The 14,773-nt window shown below is 56.4% G+C and carries 9 protein-coding genes; 7 read left to right on the top strand and 2 right to left on the bottom strand.

The features are described from left to right. The first annotated feature begins 6 nt into the window (after window positions 1–6). The 7 genes from dnaN to ASO19_RS05125 all read left to right on the top strand — a co-directional run bounded on the left by dnaN (window position 7) and on the right by ASO19_RS05125 (window position 11,628). Complete coding sequence (gene dnaN, locus ASO19_RS05095) at window positions 7–1,131, top strand: DNA polymerase III subunit beta (RefSeq protein WP_043560108.1); 1,125 nt, start codon at window positions 7–9, stop codon at window positions 1,129–1,131. A 9-nt stretch (window positions 1,132–1,140) separates the two neighbouring features. Beyond that, window positions 1,141–2,241: a DNA replication/repair protein RecF gene (gene recF, locus ASO19_RS05100; protein WP_103765541.1), complete on the top strand. Its 1,101-nt coding sequence runs from the start codon at window positions 1,141–1,143 to the stop codon at window positions 2,239–2,241. A 128-nt stretch (window positions 2,242–2,369) separates the two neighbouring features. After that, window positions 2,370–4,817 carry a DNA topoisomerase (ATP-hydrolyzing) subunit B gene (gene gyrB / locus ASO19_RS05105; protein ID WP_081563161.1) on the top strand — a complete coding sequence of 816 codons (2,448 nt, stop codon included), beginning with the start codon at window positions 2,370–2,372 and terminating at the stop codon, window positions 4,815–4,817. Next, on the top strand, window positions 4,807–5,712 hold the full coding sequence (locus ASO19_RS05110) for a DUF3108 domain-containing protein (RefSeq protein ID WP_052349059.1): 906 nt from the start codon (window positions 4,807–4,809) through the stop codon (window positions 5,710–5,712). The genes gyrB and ASO19_RS05110 overlap by 11 nt, the downstream gene beginning before the upstream one ends. 46 nt (window positions 5,713–5,758) lie before the next feature. Next, the gene (glmU, locus tag ASO19_RS05115; RefSeq protein WP_103765542.1) at window positions 5,759–7,090 is read left to right on the top strand and encodes a bifunctional UDP-N-acetylglucosamine diphosphorylase/glucosamine-1-phosphate N-acetyltransferase GlmU; all 1,332 of its coding nucleotides are present in this window, start codon (window positions 5,759–5,761) and stop codon (window positions 7,088–7,090) included. After that, window positions 7,090–8,913 (top strand): glutamine--fructose-6-phosphate transaminase (isomerizing), encoded by a 1,824-nt coding sequence (gene glmS, locus ASO19_RS05120; protein WP_043560099.1) that lies wholly within the window; start codon window positions 7,090–7,092, stop codon window positions 8,911–8,913. The genes glmU and glmS overlap by 1 nt, the downstream gene beginning before the upstream one ends. Window positions 8,914–9,042: 129 nt before the next feature. Further along, window positions 9,043–11,628 (top strand): cation:proton antiporter, encoded by a 2,586-nt coding sequence (locus tag ASO19_RS05125; protein ID WP_043560096.1) that lies wholly within the window; start codon window positions 9,043–9,045, stop codon window positions 11,626–11,628. A 5-nt stretch (window positions 11,629–11,633) separates the two neighbouring features. Here ASO19_RS05125 and ASO19_RS05130 read toward each other — a convergent pair whose 3' ends face one another. Both ASO19_RS05130 and alr read right to left on the bottom strand, forming a co-directional pair. Further along, complete coding sequence (locus tag ASO19_RS05130; protein WP_181005201.1) at window positions 11,634–13,028, bottom strand: peptide MFS transporter; 1,395 nt, start codon at window positions 13,026–13,028, stop codon at window positions 11,634–11,636. Window positions 13,029–13,327: 299 nt separating this feature from the next. Beyond that, on the bottom strand, window positions 13,328–14,413 hold the full coding sequence (gene alr, locus ASO19_RS05135; RefSeq protein WP_103765544.1) for an alanine racemase: 1,086 nt from the start codon (window positions 14,411–14,413) through the stop codon (window positions 13,328–13,330). Between the last annotated feature and the right edge of the window lie 360 nt (window positions 14,414–14,773).

Raw genomic sequence — 14,773 nt, forward strand, 5'->3', positions numbered from 1 at the left:
GTTGTCATGAAGTTCACAGTTGATCGCGCGCCACTTCTGCGTGCACTGTCTCACATTCAGGGTGTCGCTGAAAAACGGAACACCATCCCCATTCTCGCCAATGTGCTGATGGAGCATGATGGCGAGGTTCTGCGCCTGACAGCGACGGACATGGAGATTGCCGTCGTCGAGGAAATTCCATCAGAGGCCACACATGCCGGGTCCGTCACTGTTCCGGCTGCCGTTCTCTTCGAGATCGTCCGCAAACTGACCGATGGTGCCCTGATCGAGTTCGAACAGAAGGATGCGGAAGGGCCCCTTCACCTCAAGGCCGGGCGGTACGAGACGAGCCTGAACGTTCTGCCAGTTGATGACTTTCCGGCCATGGTAGCAGGCGATCTGCCTCATCATTTTGCCATTCAGGCAGGTGATTTGCGTCGGCTGGTCGACCGTACCCGCTTTGCCATGTCCAACGAGGAGACCCGTTATTATCTCAACGGCATCTATCTCCATATCGTACTGGTGGACAAAAAGAACCATCTCCGGGCTGTGGCGACAGATGGACACCGGTTGGCCAAAGTCGACGTTCCAGCGCCTTTCGGCGTAAAAGAAATGCCGGGCATCATCATCCCCCGCAAGACCGTAACCGAAGTTCGGAAACTGCTGGATAATGATGGAGCCTCCGTAGAGGTGGCTCTTTCAGAGACGCGCATCCAGTTCCGTATCGGTTCCATCTTGTTGACCTCCAAGCTGGTGGATGGCACTTTTCCGGAATATACCCGTGTCATTCCCCAGTCCAATTCACGCATCCTGCGTGTTACCAAGCAGGATCTTGCGGCAGCCGTAGGTCGTGTGGCGGCCATCAGCCAGGAACGTTCCCGCCCGGTAAAGCTGACCATCACGAAGAACCATCTGACCCTCTCCGCAACCAGCCCCGATCAGGGCATTGCTCAGGAGGAGCTGGATGAAAACAGCGTCACCTACGACAATGACGACATGGAGATCGGCTTCCAGGCCCGTTACCTGACGGACATCACCGACCAGATCGACGCTGAAGCCGAGTTCGCCCTTGCCGACAGTTCATCTCCGACACTGATCCGCGATACGGCCGAGCCTGCGGCTCTGTACGTTCTCATGCCCATCCGGGTCTGAACGATCTCCTTGAACCTGCACCGTCTGACATTAACGGATTTTCGTAATTACAGACGGTGCGTCTGGGAGCCGTCCGCCACCCTGTCCGTCCTGACAGGGGAGAATGGCAGCGGCAAAACCAATTTTCTGGAAGCCCTTTCCCTGCTTGCCCCGGGGCGGGGGCTTCTGGGCTCACCAGCTCATATGCTGCCCCGCCACGGAACAACCCAATGGGGCGTCGCCGCCCATCTGGAGCGGGAAGGACAACAGTTCCAACTGTCTACCGGCCTGACCGAGGGGCGGGGACGCCGCATCTTTCTCCTGGACGGAGAAAGAACACGGACCATGGCAGAAATTGCCCGACTTTATTCCTGCGTCTGGCTTACTCCGCAGATGGAACGTCTCTTTCTTGAAGGTGCTGGCAGCCGTAGACGGTTTCTGGACCGGCTGACCGTCGCTCTCCTGCCGGATCATACGCAGCAGCTCATGGCACATGAGCGGTCCGTCATGAGCCGGAACCGCATCCTGCTGGAACAGCCTGATGAAACGGCCTGGCTGACCTCCCTAGAAGAATCCATAAGCCGCCACGCAGTCGCCATAACGGCAGCCCGGCTGCATCTTCTCGAAACATTGGAAGAAACCCCTTTCGGCAATGAAGCTTTCCCCCAAACCCTTCTGGAGCTGCACTGCCCCATCGCCACAGCGCTGAAAGCCAGCCCGGCACTGGAAGTGGAAGACCAGCTCCGCCACGCCCTGCAACAGTCCCGCCTTCAGGACAAAGCCCGCAAGAGCACCTCCATCGGAGCACACAGGGCTGACATGAGCCTGCGGGACGCCATGACAGGCCGTCAGGCAGCACACTCCAGCAGTGGACAGAAGAAAATCATGCTCCTGAGCGTCATCCTCTCCCATGCCCATGCCATCAGCAGGGTCTGGGGGCAGGCTCCCGTCATCCTTCTGGATGAACCTTTGACCCATCTTGATGAACGGCGGCGGATCATCCTGATGGACAGTCTCTCTGCCCTGAAAACGACCACCATCCTGACAGGAACCGAAGCTGAACCTTTTTCTTCCATCAGAAACATTGCAGCTTTCTTTCATGTTCAGAATGGCGCACTCCATCCGGCATGAGGCGGCCAGAATATGGCCTTTTCTCACGGTTATTTCGGGATAACCCCGGTGACAGCACTGGTCAGGAAAGGCTTCTGACAGTATATTCACCCATCAAAGCTCTCAGCCAACCGGAGTAATGCGCAGGCATGTCAGAATCCCATAACCAGCCGGAAATTCAGTCTTCCGATCATGAGGAATATGGCGCCTCTTCCATCTCCGTCCTGCGGGGGCTGGATGCTGTCCGCAAGCGGCCTGGCATGTATATCGGGGATACGGATGATGGCTCCGGCCTGCATCACATGGTCTTCGAGATCATTGATAATGCCGTTGATGAGGTACAGGCAGGTTTCGCCTCCTACTGCATTCTCACTCTGAATGGGGACGGCTCTGTCACAGTCCGGGATAACGGGCGTGGTATCCCGACAGACCTGCACGAGGAAGAGGGGATCAGTGCGGCTGAAGTCGTGCTGACCAAACTGCATGCCGGGGGCAAATTCAATCAGAATTCCTACAAGGTTTCCGGCGGTCTGCACGGTGTGGGGGCTGCGGTTGTCAATGCTCTCTCCGAGACCATGGATGTACGCATCTGGCGACAGGGCAAGGAACATGCCATTCATTTCCGGCACGGTGAGCGTGTAGCTCCCTTGGCCGTCATCGGTGATTCGGACGAAGAAAACGGAACGGAAGTCACCTTCAAGCCGAGTGCGGAGACATTCTCCAAAACTGAATTCGAATTCAGTATCCTGGAGCGCCGTGTCCGTGAGCTGGCCTTCCTGAATTCTGGTATGAAGATCATCCTGCGTGATGAGCGTCACAGTGAGCCACGGGAGGTTGTCTTCCACTATGAAGGGGGACTGACAGCGTTCGTCAAATGGCTCAACAGCTCCAAGACGCCACTGATCGACCCTCCCATCACCGGGGAGCTGCAGGATGAAACATCTGGCATCAAGGTGGAATTTGCTCTCTGCTGGAATGACAGCTTCCACGAGACCATGCTGTGCTTCACCAACAACATTCCCCAACGTGATGGCGGCACCCATCTGGCCGGTTTCAGGCAGGCCCTGACGAGGGCCGTCGGGAAATATGCCTCTCTGCTGGGCAACAAGAAAGAAACCAGCAATCTCACAGGTGAGGATATGCGGGAGGGGCTCTCCGCCGTTCTTTCCGTCAAGGTTCCCGACCCCAAATTCTCATCCCAGACAAAGGACAAGCTGGTTTCTTCCGAAGTTCAGCCTGTCGTGCACACCATCGCCGCCGACATGATCGGCCACTGGTTCGAGACGCATCCCAAGGAAGCCCGCATCATCATTGCCAAGATTGCTGATGCCGCCAGTGCGAGAGAGGCCGCCCGCCGTGCCCGGGAACTGACACGGCGCAAAGGCGTTCTGGATGTCTCATCCCTGCCGGGCAAACTGGCCGACTGCCAGGAACGCAACCCGGAAGGGGCAGAGCTCTTCATTGTGGAAGGGGATTCTGCCGGCGGAACAGCAAAACAGGGACGGGACCGCCGTTTCCAGGCCATTCTGCCCTTGCGTGGCAAAATTCTCAACATTGAGCGTGCCCGCTTCGACCGGATGCTTGGCTCTGCCGAAATTGGCACCCTCATCACAGCCTTGGGCACGGGGATCGGTCATGGTCCAGCCGAGCAGGGGGGCTTCAATATTGACAAGCTCCGTTACCACAAGATTGTCATCATGACGGACGCTGACGTGGATGGCTCCCACATCCGCACCCTGCTTCTGACCTTCTTCTTCCGGCAGATGCCCCAACTCATCGAAAACGGCCATCTCTACATTGCCCAACCGCCGCTCTTCCGTGCCAAACGTGGACAAGAGGAACGCTACCTCAAGGATGAACCTGCACTGGACAGCTACCTGCTGGACAAGGCCCTGAGCAATGCATCCCTGACCTGCCATGACGGAACCGTACTGGACGGTGCGGAACTCCGTGACGTGATTGACCGTTGCAGCCGACTGGCACAGGACATGCGGGCACTTTCAGCCCGTGTCCCGCTCTGGATCATGGAGCAGGCGGCTGTCAGCGGGCTCATCAACCCTGATGCAGCGATCCGACAGAAAGCAGTCGATGGCTTCCTGGCCAGACTGGAAGCAGCATCTCCCGAAAATGAGCGGGGCTGGGAAGTTGAGGCCGACAGCCAGGGCGTCACCTGCCGTCGTTTTCTCCGTGGTGTGGGAGAACGCTACACGTTTGAAGCCACACTGCTTCGCTCCAGTGAAGCACGCCGTCTTCTCGCGCAGTCCCAGTGGCTTGCTGAATTCTTCAGCAGACCCGTGACATTGCAGCTTGACCAGAAGAATTTCGAATTTTCTGGCCCAGGCATGATGATGGAACAGATACTGGCCCAGGGGCGCCGTGGTCTGGCCATCAACCGCTTCAAGGGCCTGGGCGAAATGAATGATGAGCAGCTCTGGCACACCACGCTGGACCCGGCCACCCGGACCCTCCTGCAAGTGCAGGTTGGCGATGTCGAAGAAGCGGGGCAGGTTTTCTCCACCCTCATGGGGGATGTTGTCGAACCCCGTCGTGAGTTCATCGTGGATAACGCACTGAAGGTTGCCAATCTTGACGTCTGACACGCTTTCAATCCGCCGCTCCATCACTGGCCGCCTGCTGGCGGGCCTGACGCTGGCTTCTTCCTGTCTGCTGGCCCCGGGGGCTCTGGCAGAGCAGGCAGACGCGCCTGCACCGGCACCCTCACTGAAAAGCGCAGCCGACACCCTGCCTGCCGCACAGAACATACATCTCCGGTACGGTGTTTTCATTCATGGGTATCGTGCCTTGGGCGCTGATGCAGATTATGTCCTGCAACCTTGGGGCTACGGAGTGGAGACGCATCTTTATACCGTTGGTCTCGCCAGCTGGTTTTTGACACTGAATCTGCTGAGCAGTGCCCAGGGGCACTTCAACGGAGATAATGTTGCGCCGGTTTCCTTCAGCAACAGTGGATTTGCCCATGGCGAGGAAGAAAAAGCTCACATTGATTTTGATCTGACTGGCCCGCATGTGGCCGTCTTCCTACCAGTAGACAAACAGCGGGAGCCATTGCCCGCTGCAGAGCTGAAGCAGTCTGTCGACATGCTCAGTTTTCTTGTTGCGCTGACACACCGGATGACGCTGAAACAGGACTGCACTTTCAGCAGACCTGTTTTCGACGGTATCCGTCTGTCCTATCTGGATGTTCATGGCCCCAGCCAGACGACCCTTCCCAAGGATCATGGGTCCTATTTTCGGGGGGACGCCCTGAAATGTGATTTCACGGGACGGCAGATTGGTGGTTTTTCCATCGGCACACGCTTCAAGGCCGCCCAGTCCAGTCCTCACAAAGGAACCGTCTGGTTTGTCCATGATCCTCAGGGCGGGTTCGTTCCAGCACGCATCGAATTCGATCACTACAAGATGGGGCAGATTCTTGTCGTTCTACAGGCAGCACCAAAAGTCTCTGCTGTCACACACACCCAGACCCGCTGAGCCTTCCCCTCATGCACCTGTCTTCATTCCATGGGAGGCCTGATCTATGAGTTCCATGACTACTGCCATCATTCTGGCTGCCGGTATAGGAACACGCATGAAGTCCCGGTATCCCAAGGCCATGCAGCGTCTGGGAAACCGCCCCATGATCTGGCATCTGATCGAAACAGCCCGGCAGGTCGTGGACCGCATTGTGGTCGTCATCGGCCCGGGAATGGATGATCTGGCCCGGCAGGTATCTCCCCACACAACTGTCATCCAGCATGAACGTCTGGGTACGGGACACGCCGCAAAAACAGGCATGGATGGGTTGGAAGAGGGACGGGCTGTCATACTTTATGCTGATAACCCACTCCTGACAGCCGATACCATGCAGCGCCTGCTGGATGCCCAGGGAGAACAGGAGAACGTACTGTCCCTGTTGGGAATGCGCCCTGCTGTACCCGGGCATTATGGGCGGATTGTGACAGGCCCCGATGGGCAGGTGGAACGGATCGTCGAGTTCAAGGATGCTTCCGACGCCGAAAGGCGCATTACACTCTGCAATGCAGGCATGATGTGTGCTGAGGTTGCGCAGCTGAAAGACTGGTTGAGCCGCATCACCCCCGAAAATGCCCAGAACGAGTATTATCTGACGGATATCGTCGCTCTCGCAGCCCAGCAAGGACGAGTAAGCTGCGTCGAGGGGACGGAGGACGAGCTGGCCGGCATCAACTCCCGGGCCGAGCTGGCAGAGGCCGAAGCACGGCTCCAACAGCGTCTGCGCCAGAAAGCATTGCAACAGGGCGCCACCCTAATTGATCCATCCAGCGTCTTTTTCGACCCTGATACCATCATTTCTGCCGATGTGGTGATCGAACCCAACGTGTTCATTGGGCCTGGCGTCACTCTCGAAGAAGGTTGCGTAATCCGTGCCTTTTCTCATCTGGAAGGATGTGTTGTGAAGCAGGGCGTCGTGATTGGCCCTTATGCCCGGCTGCGTCCTGGCACTGTCTGCCATGAAGGCAGCCACGTCGGCAATTTCGTGGAACTCAAAAACACGACTCTGGGGGCCGGAAGCAAGGCAAATCATCTCAGCTATCTGGGGGACAGCCAGATAGGTGCGGGGAGCAATATTGGCGCTGGCAGCATAACCTGCAATTATGATGGCGTCTTCAAACACGGAACCGTTATTGGGGAAGGCTGCTTCATAGGGTCCAATACCATCATGGTGGCCCCCATCCAGATTGGCGATGAGGCCATGACAGCGGCAGGCAGTGTCATCACGCAGGACGTTCCCGCCGAGGCCCTTGCATTCGGGCGGACACGGCAGGACAATAAGGCAGGCAAGGGGAAGGCTCTCCAGCAGGCACTGCGGAAGAAGAAGGAACAGGGCTGATGTGTGGTATTTGTGGCGTCGTCGGACACCGTCCTGCTACTCCGATCGTATTTGAAGGGCTCCGTCGGCTGGAATATCGTGGTTATGATTCTTCCGGCATTGCGACCGTGGAGCATGGTCGGCTCGCACGTTGCCGGGCTGCCGGAAAGCTGGATAATCTGGCCAAGGCTCTGGAGGAAACACCCCTTTCCGGTACCACAGGTATTGGCCATACCCGTTGGGCAACCCACGGAGCACCAACCACCAACAATGCCCACCCGCACAGGGTCGGAAAAGTGGCGATTGTTCATAACGGTATCATCGAGAATTTTTCAGACCTGAAGAAAACCCTTGAAGCCGGGGGGCGTACCTTCGAGACTGAAACGGATTCAGAAGCCGTTGCCCATCTGCTGGATGAGCATATCCAGAACGGTCTGCCTCCCAAGGAAGCTGCTTTTGCAACCATCCGTCAGCTCCAGGGTGCTTATGCCATTGCCATGATCTTTGAGGGACATGACAATCTCCTCATCGGGGCCCGTCATGGCGCTCCTCTGGCTATTGGCTACGGCGAAGGGGAGATGTTCCTCGGGTCGGACAGTCTCGCCCTGGCACCGCTCTCCAGCCAGATATCCTATCTTGAAGATGGGGACTGGTGCGTGCTGACACGGGAGCATGTCGAGATTCTGGACGGGCAGGGCAGGGCTGTTGAGCGGCCGATCCAGACAGCCTCCCTGACAACAGGGCAGATTGGCAAGGATGGGTACCGGCATTTCATGGAGAAGGAACTCCATGAACATCCCGTAGCCATTGGCCAGACGCTCCAGCGCATCATCGACCCTGTCACACGCCGCATTGCTCTGCCAGATATGCCATTTGATGCCAGTACGCTGTCCCGTGCTACGATCACGGCCTGCGGTTCAGCTTTTTATGCTGGCATGGTCGGCCGCTACTGGCTTGAAGAGCTGGCCCGGCTGCCGGTTGATATTGATGTGGCCTCCGAGCTGCGCTACCGGAACCCGCCACAGCCTGACAAGGGGCTGGCACTGCTCATATCCCAGTCCGGTGAAACAGCCGATACACTCGGGGTGCTGAGGGAGCTCAAGACGGCTGGGCAGAGCATCGTCTCCATCCTGAACGTGGAACATTCCACCATGGGCCGGGAGAGTGATCTGGTTCTGGGCATGGTAGCCGGACCAGAAATATCAGTTGCCTCCACCAAGGCATTTACGGCCCAGCTTGCCGTGCTTGCTGCCCTGACCATCGATTTTGCCCGCCAGCGCAACCTGCTGGATGAAAAACGGGAACGGGAGCTGACAGACAACCTGCTGGACCTTCCATCCCATGCCATGGAAGTTCTGGGCCTGTTCGACCAGATACGCACCATGGCACGGGTGATTGCCCAGGCCAGGGACGTCCTCTATCTGGGACGTGGAATCTGCATGCCTGTTGCCCAGGAAGGGGCGCTGAAGCTCAAGGAAATCAGCTACATCCATGCAGAAGCCTATGCCGCTGGAGAGTTGAAACATGGTCCCATCAGCCTGATCGACCCCAGTGTTCCTGTCGTGGCGATCGCACCTTCCACCATCCTGTTTGACAAAACACTTTCCAACCTTCAGGAAGCCCGGGCCCGTGGGGGACGCATTCTTGTCTTTACTGATGAGAAGGGGGCTGAACGGCTGAAAGACATTGCAGAACACATGGTCATCCTGCCGGATGTCAGTGCCTTCGTGGCGCCCATCCTCTACACCATTCCGGTACAGATTCTGGCCTACGAAGTTGCCCTGCTGAAAGGTACGGACGTGGACCAGCCCCGCAATCTGGCCAAGTCCGTTACCGTGGAGTAACGACGACGCCCCGTTAATGCTTCAGAAAGGTGGAAAGCAGGTAATAACCCCCTGCAAGGCTTGCCTGACAGGGGTTTTGCGCTTACTCTCCGGGCAGCGTGATCAGAGGGTGAAAAAAGGGGATATCAGATGGAAATAGGGCTGGCAGCTGTACTTCTGACCCTGGTTTTCCTCCTTTTTCTCATCAGCTTCATTCCGCCCCTGGCCAAGAAGATCAACCTGCCTGAAACGGTCATCATTGCCGTATTGGGGATAGGGCTGGGGGCAGCGTCCTCTCTCGTCAACAATTCCATGGGGCTGGACCTGCTGGAAGGACCGGCAGGGGCTCTCCTGTCATTCCCCATCAGCAGTGAGGGCTTCCTGCTCATCTTCCTGCCACTCCTGGTCTTTCAGGGGGCCATGGGGATCAATGTCCGCAGTCTGACCCATGAAATCGCCACGGTGCTGCTGCTGGCCATCGTGGCTGTCATTGTCTCCACAGCGACTATTGGCTTTGCCCTCTATCCCTTTGCACAGCAGAGCCTCGTTGCCTGCCTCCTGCTGGGGGCCATCGTGGCCACGACAGATCCCTCTGCCGTGGCCAGCATTTTCCGTGAGATCGGCGCAGCGGCCCGCCTAAGCCGCCTTGTGGAAGGGGAAGCCCTGCTGAACGATGCAGCGGCCATTGCCATTTTCACCATCCTGGTATCGGCCATCACCGCCCATCACCAGATCAGTTTCAGTGAAGCCTGCATAGATTTTCTGACCAACTTTGCCGGAGCCGTCATCATCGGTGTGTCAGTCGCCCGACTGGCCCTCATCATGATTACTGCCATCAGCGGATTCCCCGCAGCTGAGATCACACTCTCCCTCGTGCTGCCCTATGGGGTTTACATCCTCTGTGACGATATCCTCGGGTTTTCCGGTGTGGTCGCCACGGCCTCTGCCGGTCTGACCATTTCGGCTTTTGGTCCATCCACCTTCCGTCCCCAGACGTGGCGCTTTCTCCGGGAATTGTGGGAGCAGATCGAGTTCTGGGCCAGTACGCTCGTCTTCATGCTAGCGGCCATGCTTGTCCCCCGTATGATGATCGGCATGACGAAGTGGGACCTTCTGCTGATCTTCATTGCCAGTCTGGCAGGGCTGATCGCCAGAGCAGCCGTCATCTTCGGCCTCCTTCCTCTCCTGATCCTCACCAGACTGTCGCCACCTGTTCCATTACGCTTCAAGACCACCATGGCCTGGGGTGGCCTGCGTGGCGCCATCACGCTGGCGCTGGCACTTGCTGTCAATGAAAACCCACACATCAACGATTCCATCACCCATTTTGTCGGGATCGTAGCTACCGGATTTGTACTGACCACACTTCTCATCAATGGCACGACGCTACGCTCTCTGGTTCTTTTCCTGAAGCTCGACAGGCTGTCCCCCATTGATGAAGCCCTGCGAAACCAGATCATCGGTATCGGTCTCAGCCATGTGGCTCAGCGTGTGGCCCATGTGTCTGATGAACTCAGTTTTGGTGCCCGGACACGGGGCGGGGTCATCAGCCGGCTTGAACAGCGTGCTGAAAAGGAAAAAGCCAGCAACAATTTTGAGACAGCACTGACCGACAAAGATCGCGTCAACATGGCCCTGCTGACCATTGCCAACCAGGAGCGGACCCTGCTGCTGGACCTTTTCCGGGTTCAGGGAATGTCCAGCCGTCGGGTGATCGAGACCCTGCTGCGCGCTACAGAGGCCATCGTGGATGCCACCCAGCTGGAGGGACGGTATGGCTACGTCAAGACACGCCGCAAGAGTCTTCAGCCTTCCTGGCGTCTCCGCCTGGCACAGATGCTGCACAGGCGCTTTCATATTGATCGCCCGCTGACCGCCTGCATGATGGAGCGTTTTGAAACGCTGATCATTTCCCATCTGGTTTCCACATCCCTGATACGCTTTGTCCGGGAACGCATGGAACCCACTCTGGGACTCCGTATTACGGAAATCGTGTCTGAAGTGCTGGGACGGCAGCGCAAACTGCTGGATGATGCCCTGGCAACACTGAGGCTGCATTATTCCGGCTATTCAGAAGCGCTGGAGGGACGTCTGTTGCGCCAGATAGCCCTTCGTCTGGAAGATGAAGAATATGCCACTCTGGCAAAGGACAACCTCATCTCGCAGGAACTGCATCGGGAGCTTCATAAGTCGATCGAACGACAGAGGAATCGGCTGGACACGCCGTTACGCTTCAACCTGCGCAGTGGCATTGAGCAGCGTCTGAGGTCTTTCCCTGCCTTCAACGGGGTTCCAGATGCAGCCCTTCATGAACTGGCAGGCCGGGTCTTCATCTGTTTCCTCTCGCCAGGGGAGATACTGATCCGCAAAGGCGAGCGCATCCGCACGATCTATGCGCAGGTGGCAGGCCTTGTAGAAACATCCACCAGCACGGAAACCCAGGAAGTCATGCTGGGAGCAGGGGACCTGATTGGCGCCAACAGCCATATTCAGGGACAGAGAGCGCATAATACGGTCCGCTCCCTGCAATTTTCCCACATGCTGGCCATTCCAAAAGCTGATTTTGACAGGCTTCTGCAAGCCTTTCCCATCGTGAAGCGTCAGATCATGAAGCGGCATGACATGAGGCTGAAGGGCTCTCTCGGAGCCAACGTGGTCATTACCAGAGAAGGCAACACCATCTCTCCAGCCCATGAAGCCGGTTTCATCATTTCGCCTATCGTGGAAAAACGCTGACTTTTTCAGCCGTGGGAAGAACCTGCCAGAAACAGGCGGCTGCCAATCCTGCTGGAGGCCATCAGGCCGAGCGTAGACAGGAAAGCAGCGCCTGAATGAAGCGACCAGAAAAGCGCATCAGGGATCTGGTGCAGCATCCCTGCCAGCTTGCCGACCATCAGGTTTCCTAGAAAAATATGCAATGTAAAGCAGGAAATCAGTGTCGTACTGTGCCGTGCAGGTGCATAACGGGAGAAGAGGGCCATTCCGATAGGAAAAGTCATCCCGCAGCCAATGTCATTGACAGTATGGAAGGCCACACCCCACCAGAGGCTGATCTGATGAGGGGCGGGGCAGACATATTCTCCTGCGATCAGGAATAACGGCCCAGCTGTCGCAATGGCGCTACCAATGATGATCTTTGTCATGTCATGTACGGGGCGGCCACGGCGGTGATCATACCAGCGCCAGAACCACAGGACCAGAAATCCCGTAATCATGCTGATGACGCTATCCAATGAAACCAGCGTACTGACGGGACACGTAATGCCCATGACAGTCAGGCGATAATGATCACTGCCCCAGAGAAGATAACCATCCATGATTTCCTGATTGGGAAGAACTCCAAGGGCAAACAGGCCTACCAGCCAGAGCAGAAAGACAATCCGTTTCTTTTCCACCACCGTGCAACCGACTGGCCGGATATCCTTGCCAACAGCAAAGGAGGCCGTTTCTTCTGGGAGATAGCGACACCCCATGAGATAACCAGCCAACCCCATCATCATCGCACAAGCTGTTGCCATGAAAGCCCAACGCCAGGCAATGGTTCCCAGAAAGGCGCAGAGAAGGGGAGAGATGATGGCCATGATCTGTATGCTCTGGCTGTAAAGCTGATAAGCATCAGAACGTCTACGGTCTTCCAACGTATATAGCGCTCCAACCTGCGCCTTCAGGCTGCCGGACAAAGCAACACCTGCCAAAAAGAGCCACAGGGCCAGAACAAAACAGCTTTCCGCCATCATGAGGGTAAAACTGACTGTCAGCAGACTGATGCCAATGACAGCAGAACGCGTCCGGCCAAGGCCGTGATCTGCCATGAAACTTCCCACAAATGGAGCTGCAAATATGACCGCCATGATGAGGCCCGAAAGACTGCCAGCTGTGGCGTCCAGACCACTGGGGGCGTACAGGCTATCATTGATGGACAGAAGGGACGGTAGGCCCAGAATATGCCGGGCCCGGTCTGTGTGCTGCAGGATGTCCTTCAGATACACCACCAATATGGAAAGCATCCCGTATTGGGCAAAGGAGAGCCAGCCTTCCGTCCAGAACAGAACCCACAAACCTTTGGGATGCCCAAGAAATTCAGTCTTCGGGTTTTTATATCTGGCTGGAAGGATATCAAATAATCTGTCAGTCATGGGTTGTCTTATAGCAGCGACAGAAATCTTGTGGGAGTTCCCTTCACAAAAGAAAATCGCATAATAAAGATTATGCAAACTCATATATGTTAAAACCAACCAGATAATCTAACGACCAGCCATACATACCAGCAAATTCAACGTATCAAACATCCATGACGCCACAATCATATGACCTCACAGAACCCAATGGCAATGTGCATCCCATGCTGCGACCATATAGTGCATTGGGCTGATCCAGCCCATACCATTACCCAGTTCTGTTCTTGGCCATCAACAGATCAGAAACTGACAGACAATTACCGGCACGAACCATTATAAAAACGATCAAACCTGTAGCCCAGAGACGTCAGCACCTCATAACCGATCGTACCCACACATTCGGCCATCGTAGCAATATCCTGCTGCGGCCCGATGAGTGTCAGCCATACACCCTCCCGGGCAACCTCATCCGGCAGCTCCGTAACATCAATGGAAAGACTATCCATGGAAATCCGCCCGAGAACAGGCAGACGTCTATCTCCCCACCATAAGGCACCATCCCGGGCAAAAGAACGGAAGATGCCATCGGCATAGCCAATACCAACAGTCGCCACACGCCTGGGCCGCTCTGCACGATAGGTCAGGCCATACCCGATACTCCCCCCTGCCTCGACAGTCCTGACCTGCAATATCTGAGCCTCAAGCCCAATGGCTGGCACGAGTGGGCAGCTCTCCCCATGCGGCGGAATGCCATAAAGCGCAATACCGGGGCGAACCATCTCGAAATGATAGTCAGCTCCCAGGAAAATGCCGGAAGAAGCCGCCAATGACCGAGGCACATCAGGAAAAACTGCACTCATGGCCAGAAAACGCTGAAGCTGCTCCCTGTTGGCAGGGTCATCCGGCTGGTCAGCACAGGCCAGATGGCTCATGACGAGAACCGGCTTCAACCCTCTCAGAACCTCGGCGCGAAGGTCATCTTTCGAAACCCCGAAACGGGACATGCCCGTGTCGAACTGAAGAGCCGCCGGATGATCCCGCCCCTCCCCATGACAGAAAGCCCGCCACTGCCTTACCTGCTCCAAACTGTTCAGAACCGGGATCAGACCATGCTCCACCATCGTTTCCGGCTGCCCTGTCAGGAAGCCATGCAGCACGAAAATCCTCTTGTCCGGCAGCAGTCTCCGCAGCTGGCATCCTTCCTCCGGCTGGGCCACAAAAAAGGTCTGGACCCTGTCAGCAAGACTGGAGGCAATCTCCCGCACACCCAGCCCATAAGCATCAGCCTTGACCACAGCAGCACATTCCGCACCCCGTACGCACTCCGCCAACCACGCATGGTTCCTCCTGATAGCGGCAAGATCCACCGTCAGACGGGCACTTGTCTGCTTGCAGAAATGCATCTCTCTGGCCTCTCATTCTCATGCTGTCCAAGATCAGGCGCCCTGATCTTACAGGAAATATCTTCCTTAGAAATTATTATTTAATGATAAAATCCCATACCGTTTTTTCCCTGTTTTCCGGGCTTTTCTCCCAGTTTTCAGGAAGGAAGACAAAGCCTCCCGCCAGAGGGCAGCAATTTTGTCGGTGAAAATCATGACATATGCTTGAGGCAGAGGGGTGTTCTGTATTAGAGACAGGGCACAGCATTACTGCTCTGCGGGCGCAGAGTGGTCTTTACCCTATGAACAGGGGTCAAGTTTTTTTGATTTCGCAGGGGCCTCAGGATGTTCAGTCCGATGGTCCAAACGGAGCTAGTCCAG

The organism is Parasaccharibacter apium (genome assembly GCF_002917995.1).
Classification (GTDB): domain Bacteria; phylum Pseudomonadota; class Alphaproteobacteria; order Acetobacterales; family Acetobacteraceae; genus Bombella; species Bombella apis.

Excerpts from the sequence above, each read along its gene's own strand:
- glmU (WP_103765542.1), top strand. The coding sequence starts at position 5,759 with ATGAGTTCCATGACTACTGCCATCATTCTGGCTGCCGGTATAGGAACA.
- gyrB (WP_081563161.1), top strand. The coding sequence starts at position 2,370 with ATGTCAGAATCCCATAACCAGCCGGAAATTCAGTCTTCCGATCATGAG.
- glmS (WP_043560099.1), top strand. The coding sequence starts at position 7,090 with ATGTGTGGTATTTGTGGCGTCGTCGGACACCGTCCTGCTACTCCGATC.
- dnaN (WP_043560108.1), top strand. The coding sequence starts at position 7 with ATGAAGTTCACAGTTGATCGCGCGCCACTTCTGCGTGCACTGTCTCAC.
- alr (WP_103765544.1), bottom strand. The coding sequence starts at position 14,413 with ATGCATTTCTGCAAGCAGACAAGTGCCCGTCTGACGGTGGATCTTGCC.
- ASO19_RS05130 (WP_181005201.1), bottom strand. The coding sequence starts at position 13,028 with ATGACTGACAGATTATTTGATATCCTTCCAGCCAGATATAAAAACCCG.
- ASO19_RS05125 (WP_043560096.1), top strand. The coding sequence starts at position 9,043 with ATGGAAATAGGGCTGGCAGCTGTACTTCTGACCCTGGTTTTCCTCCTT.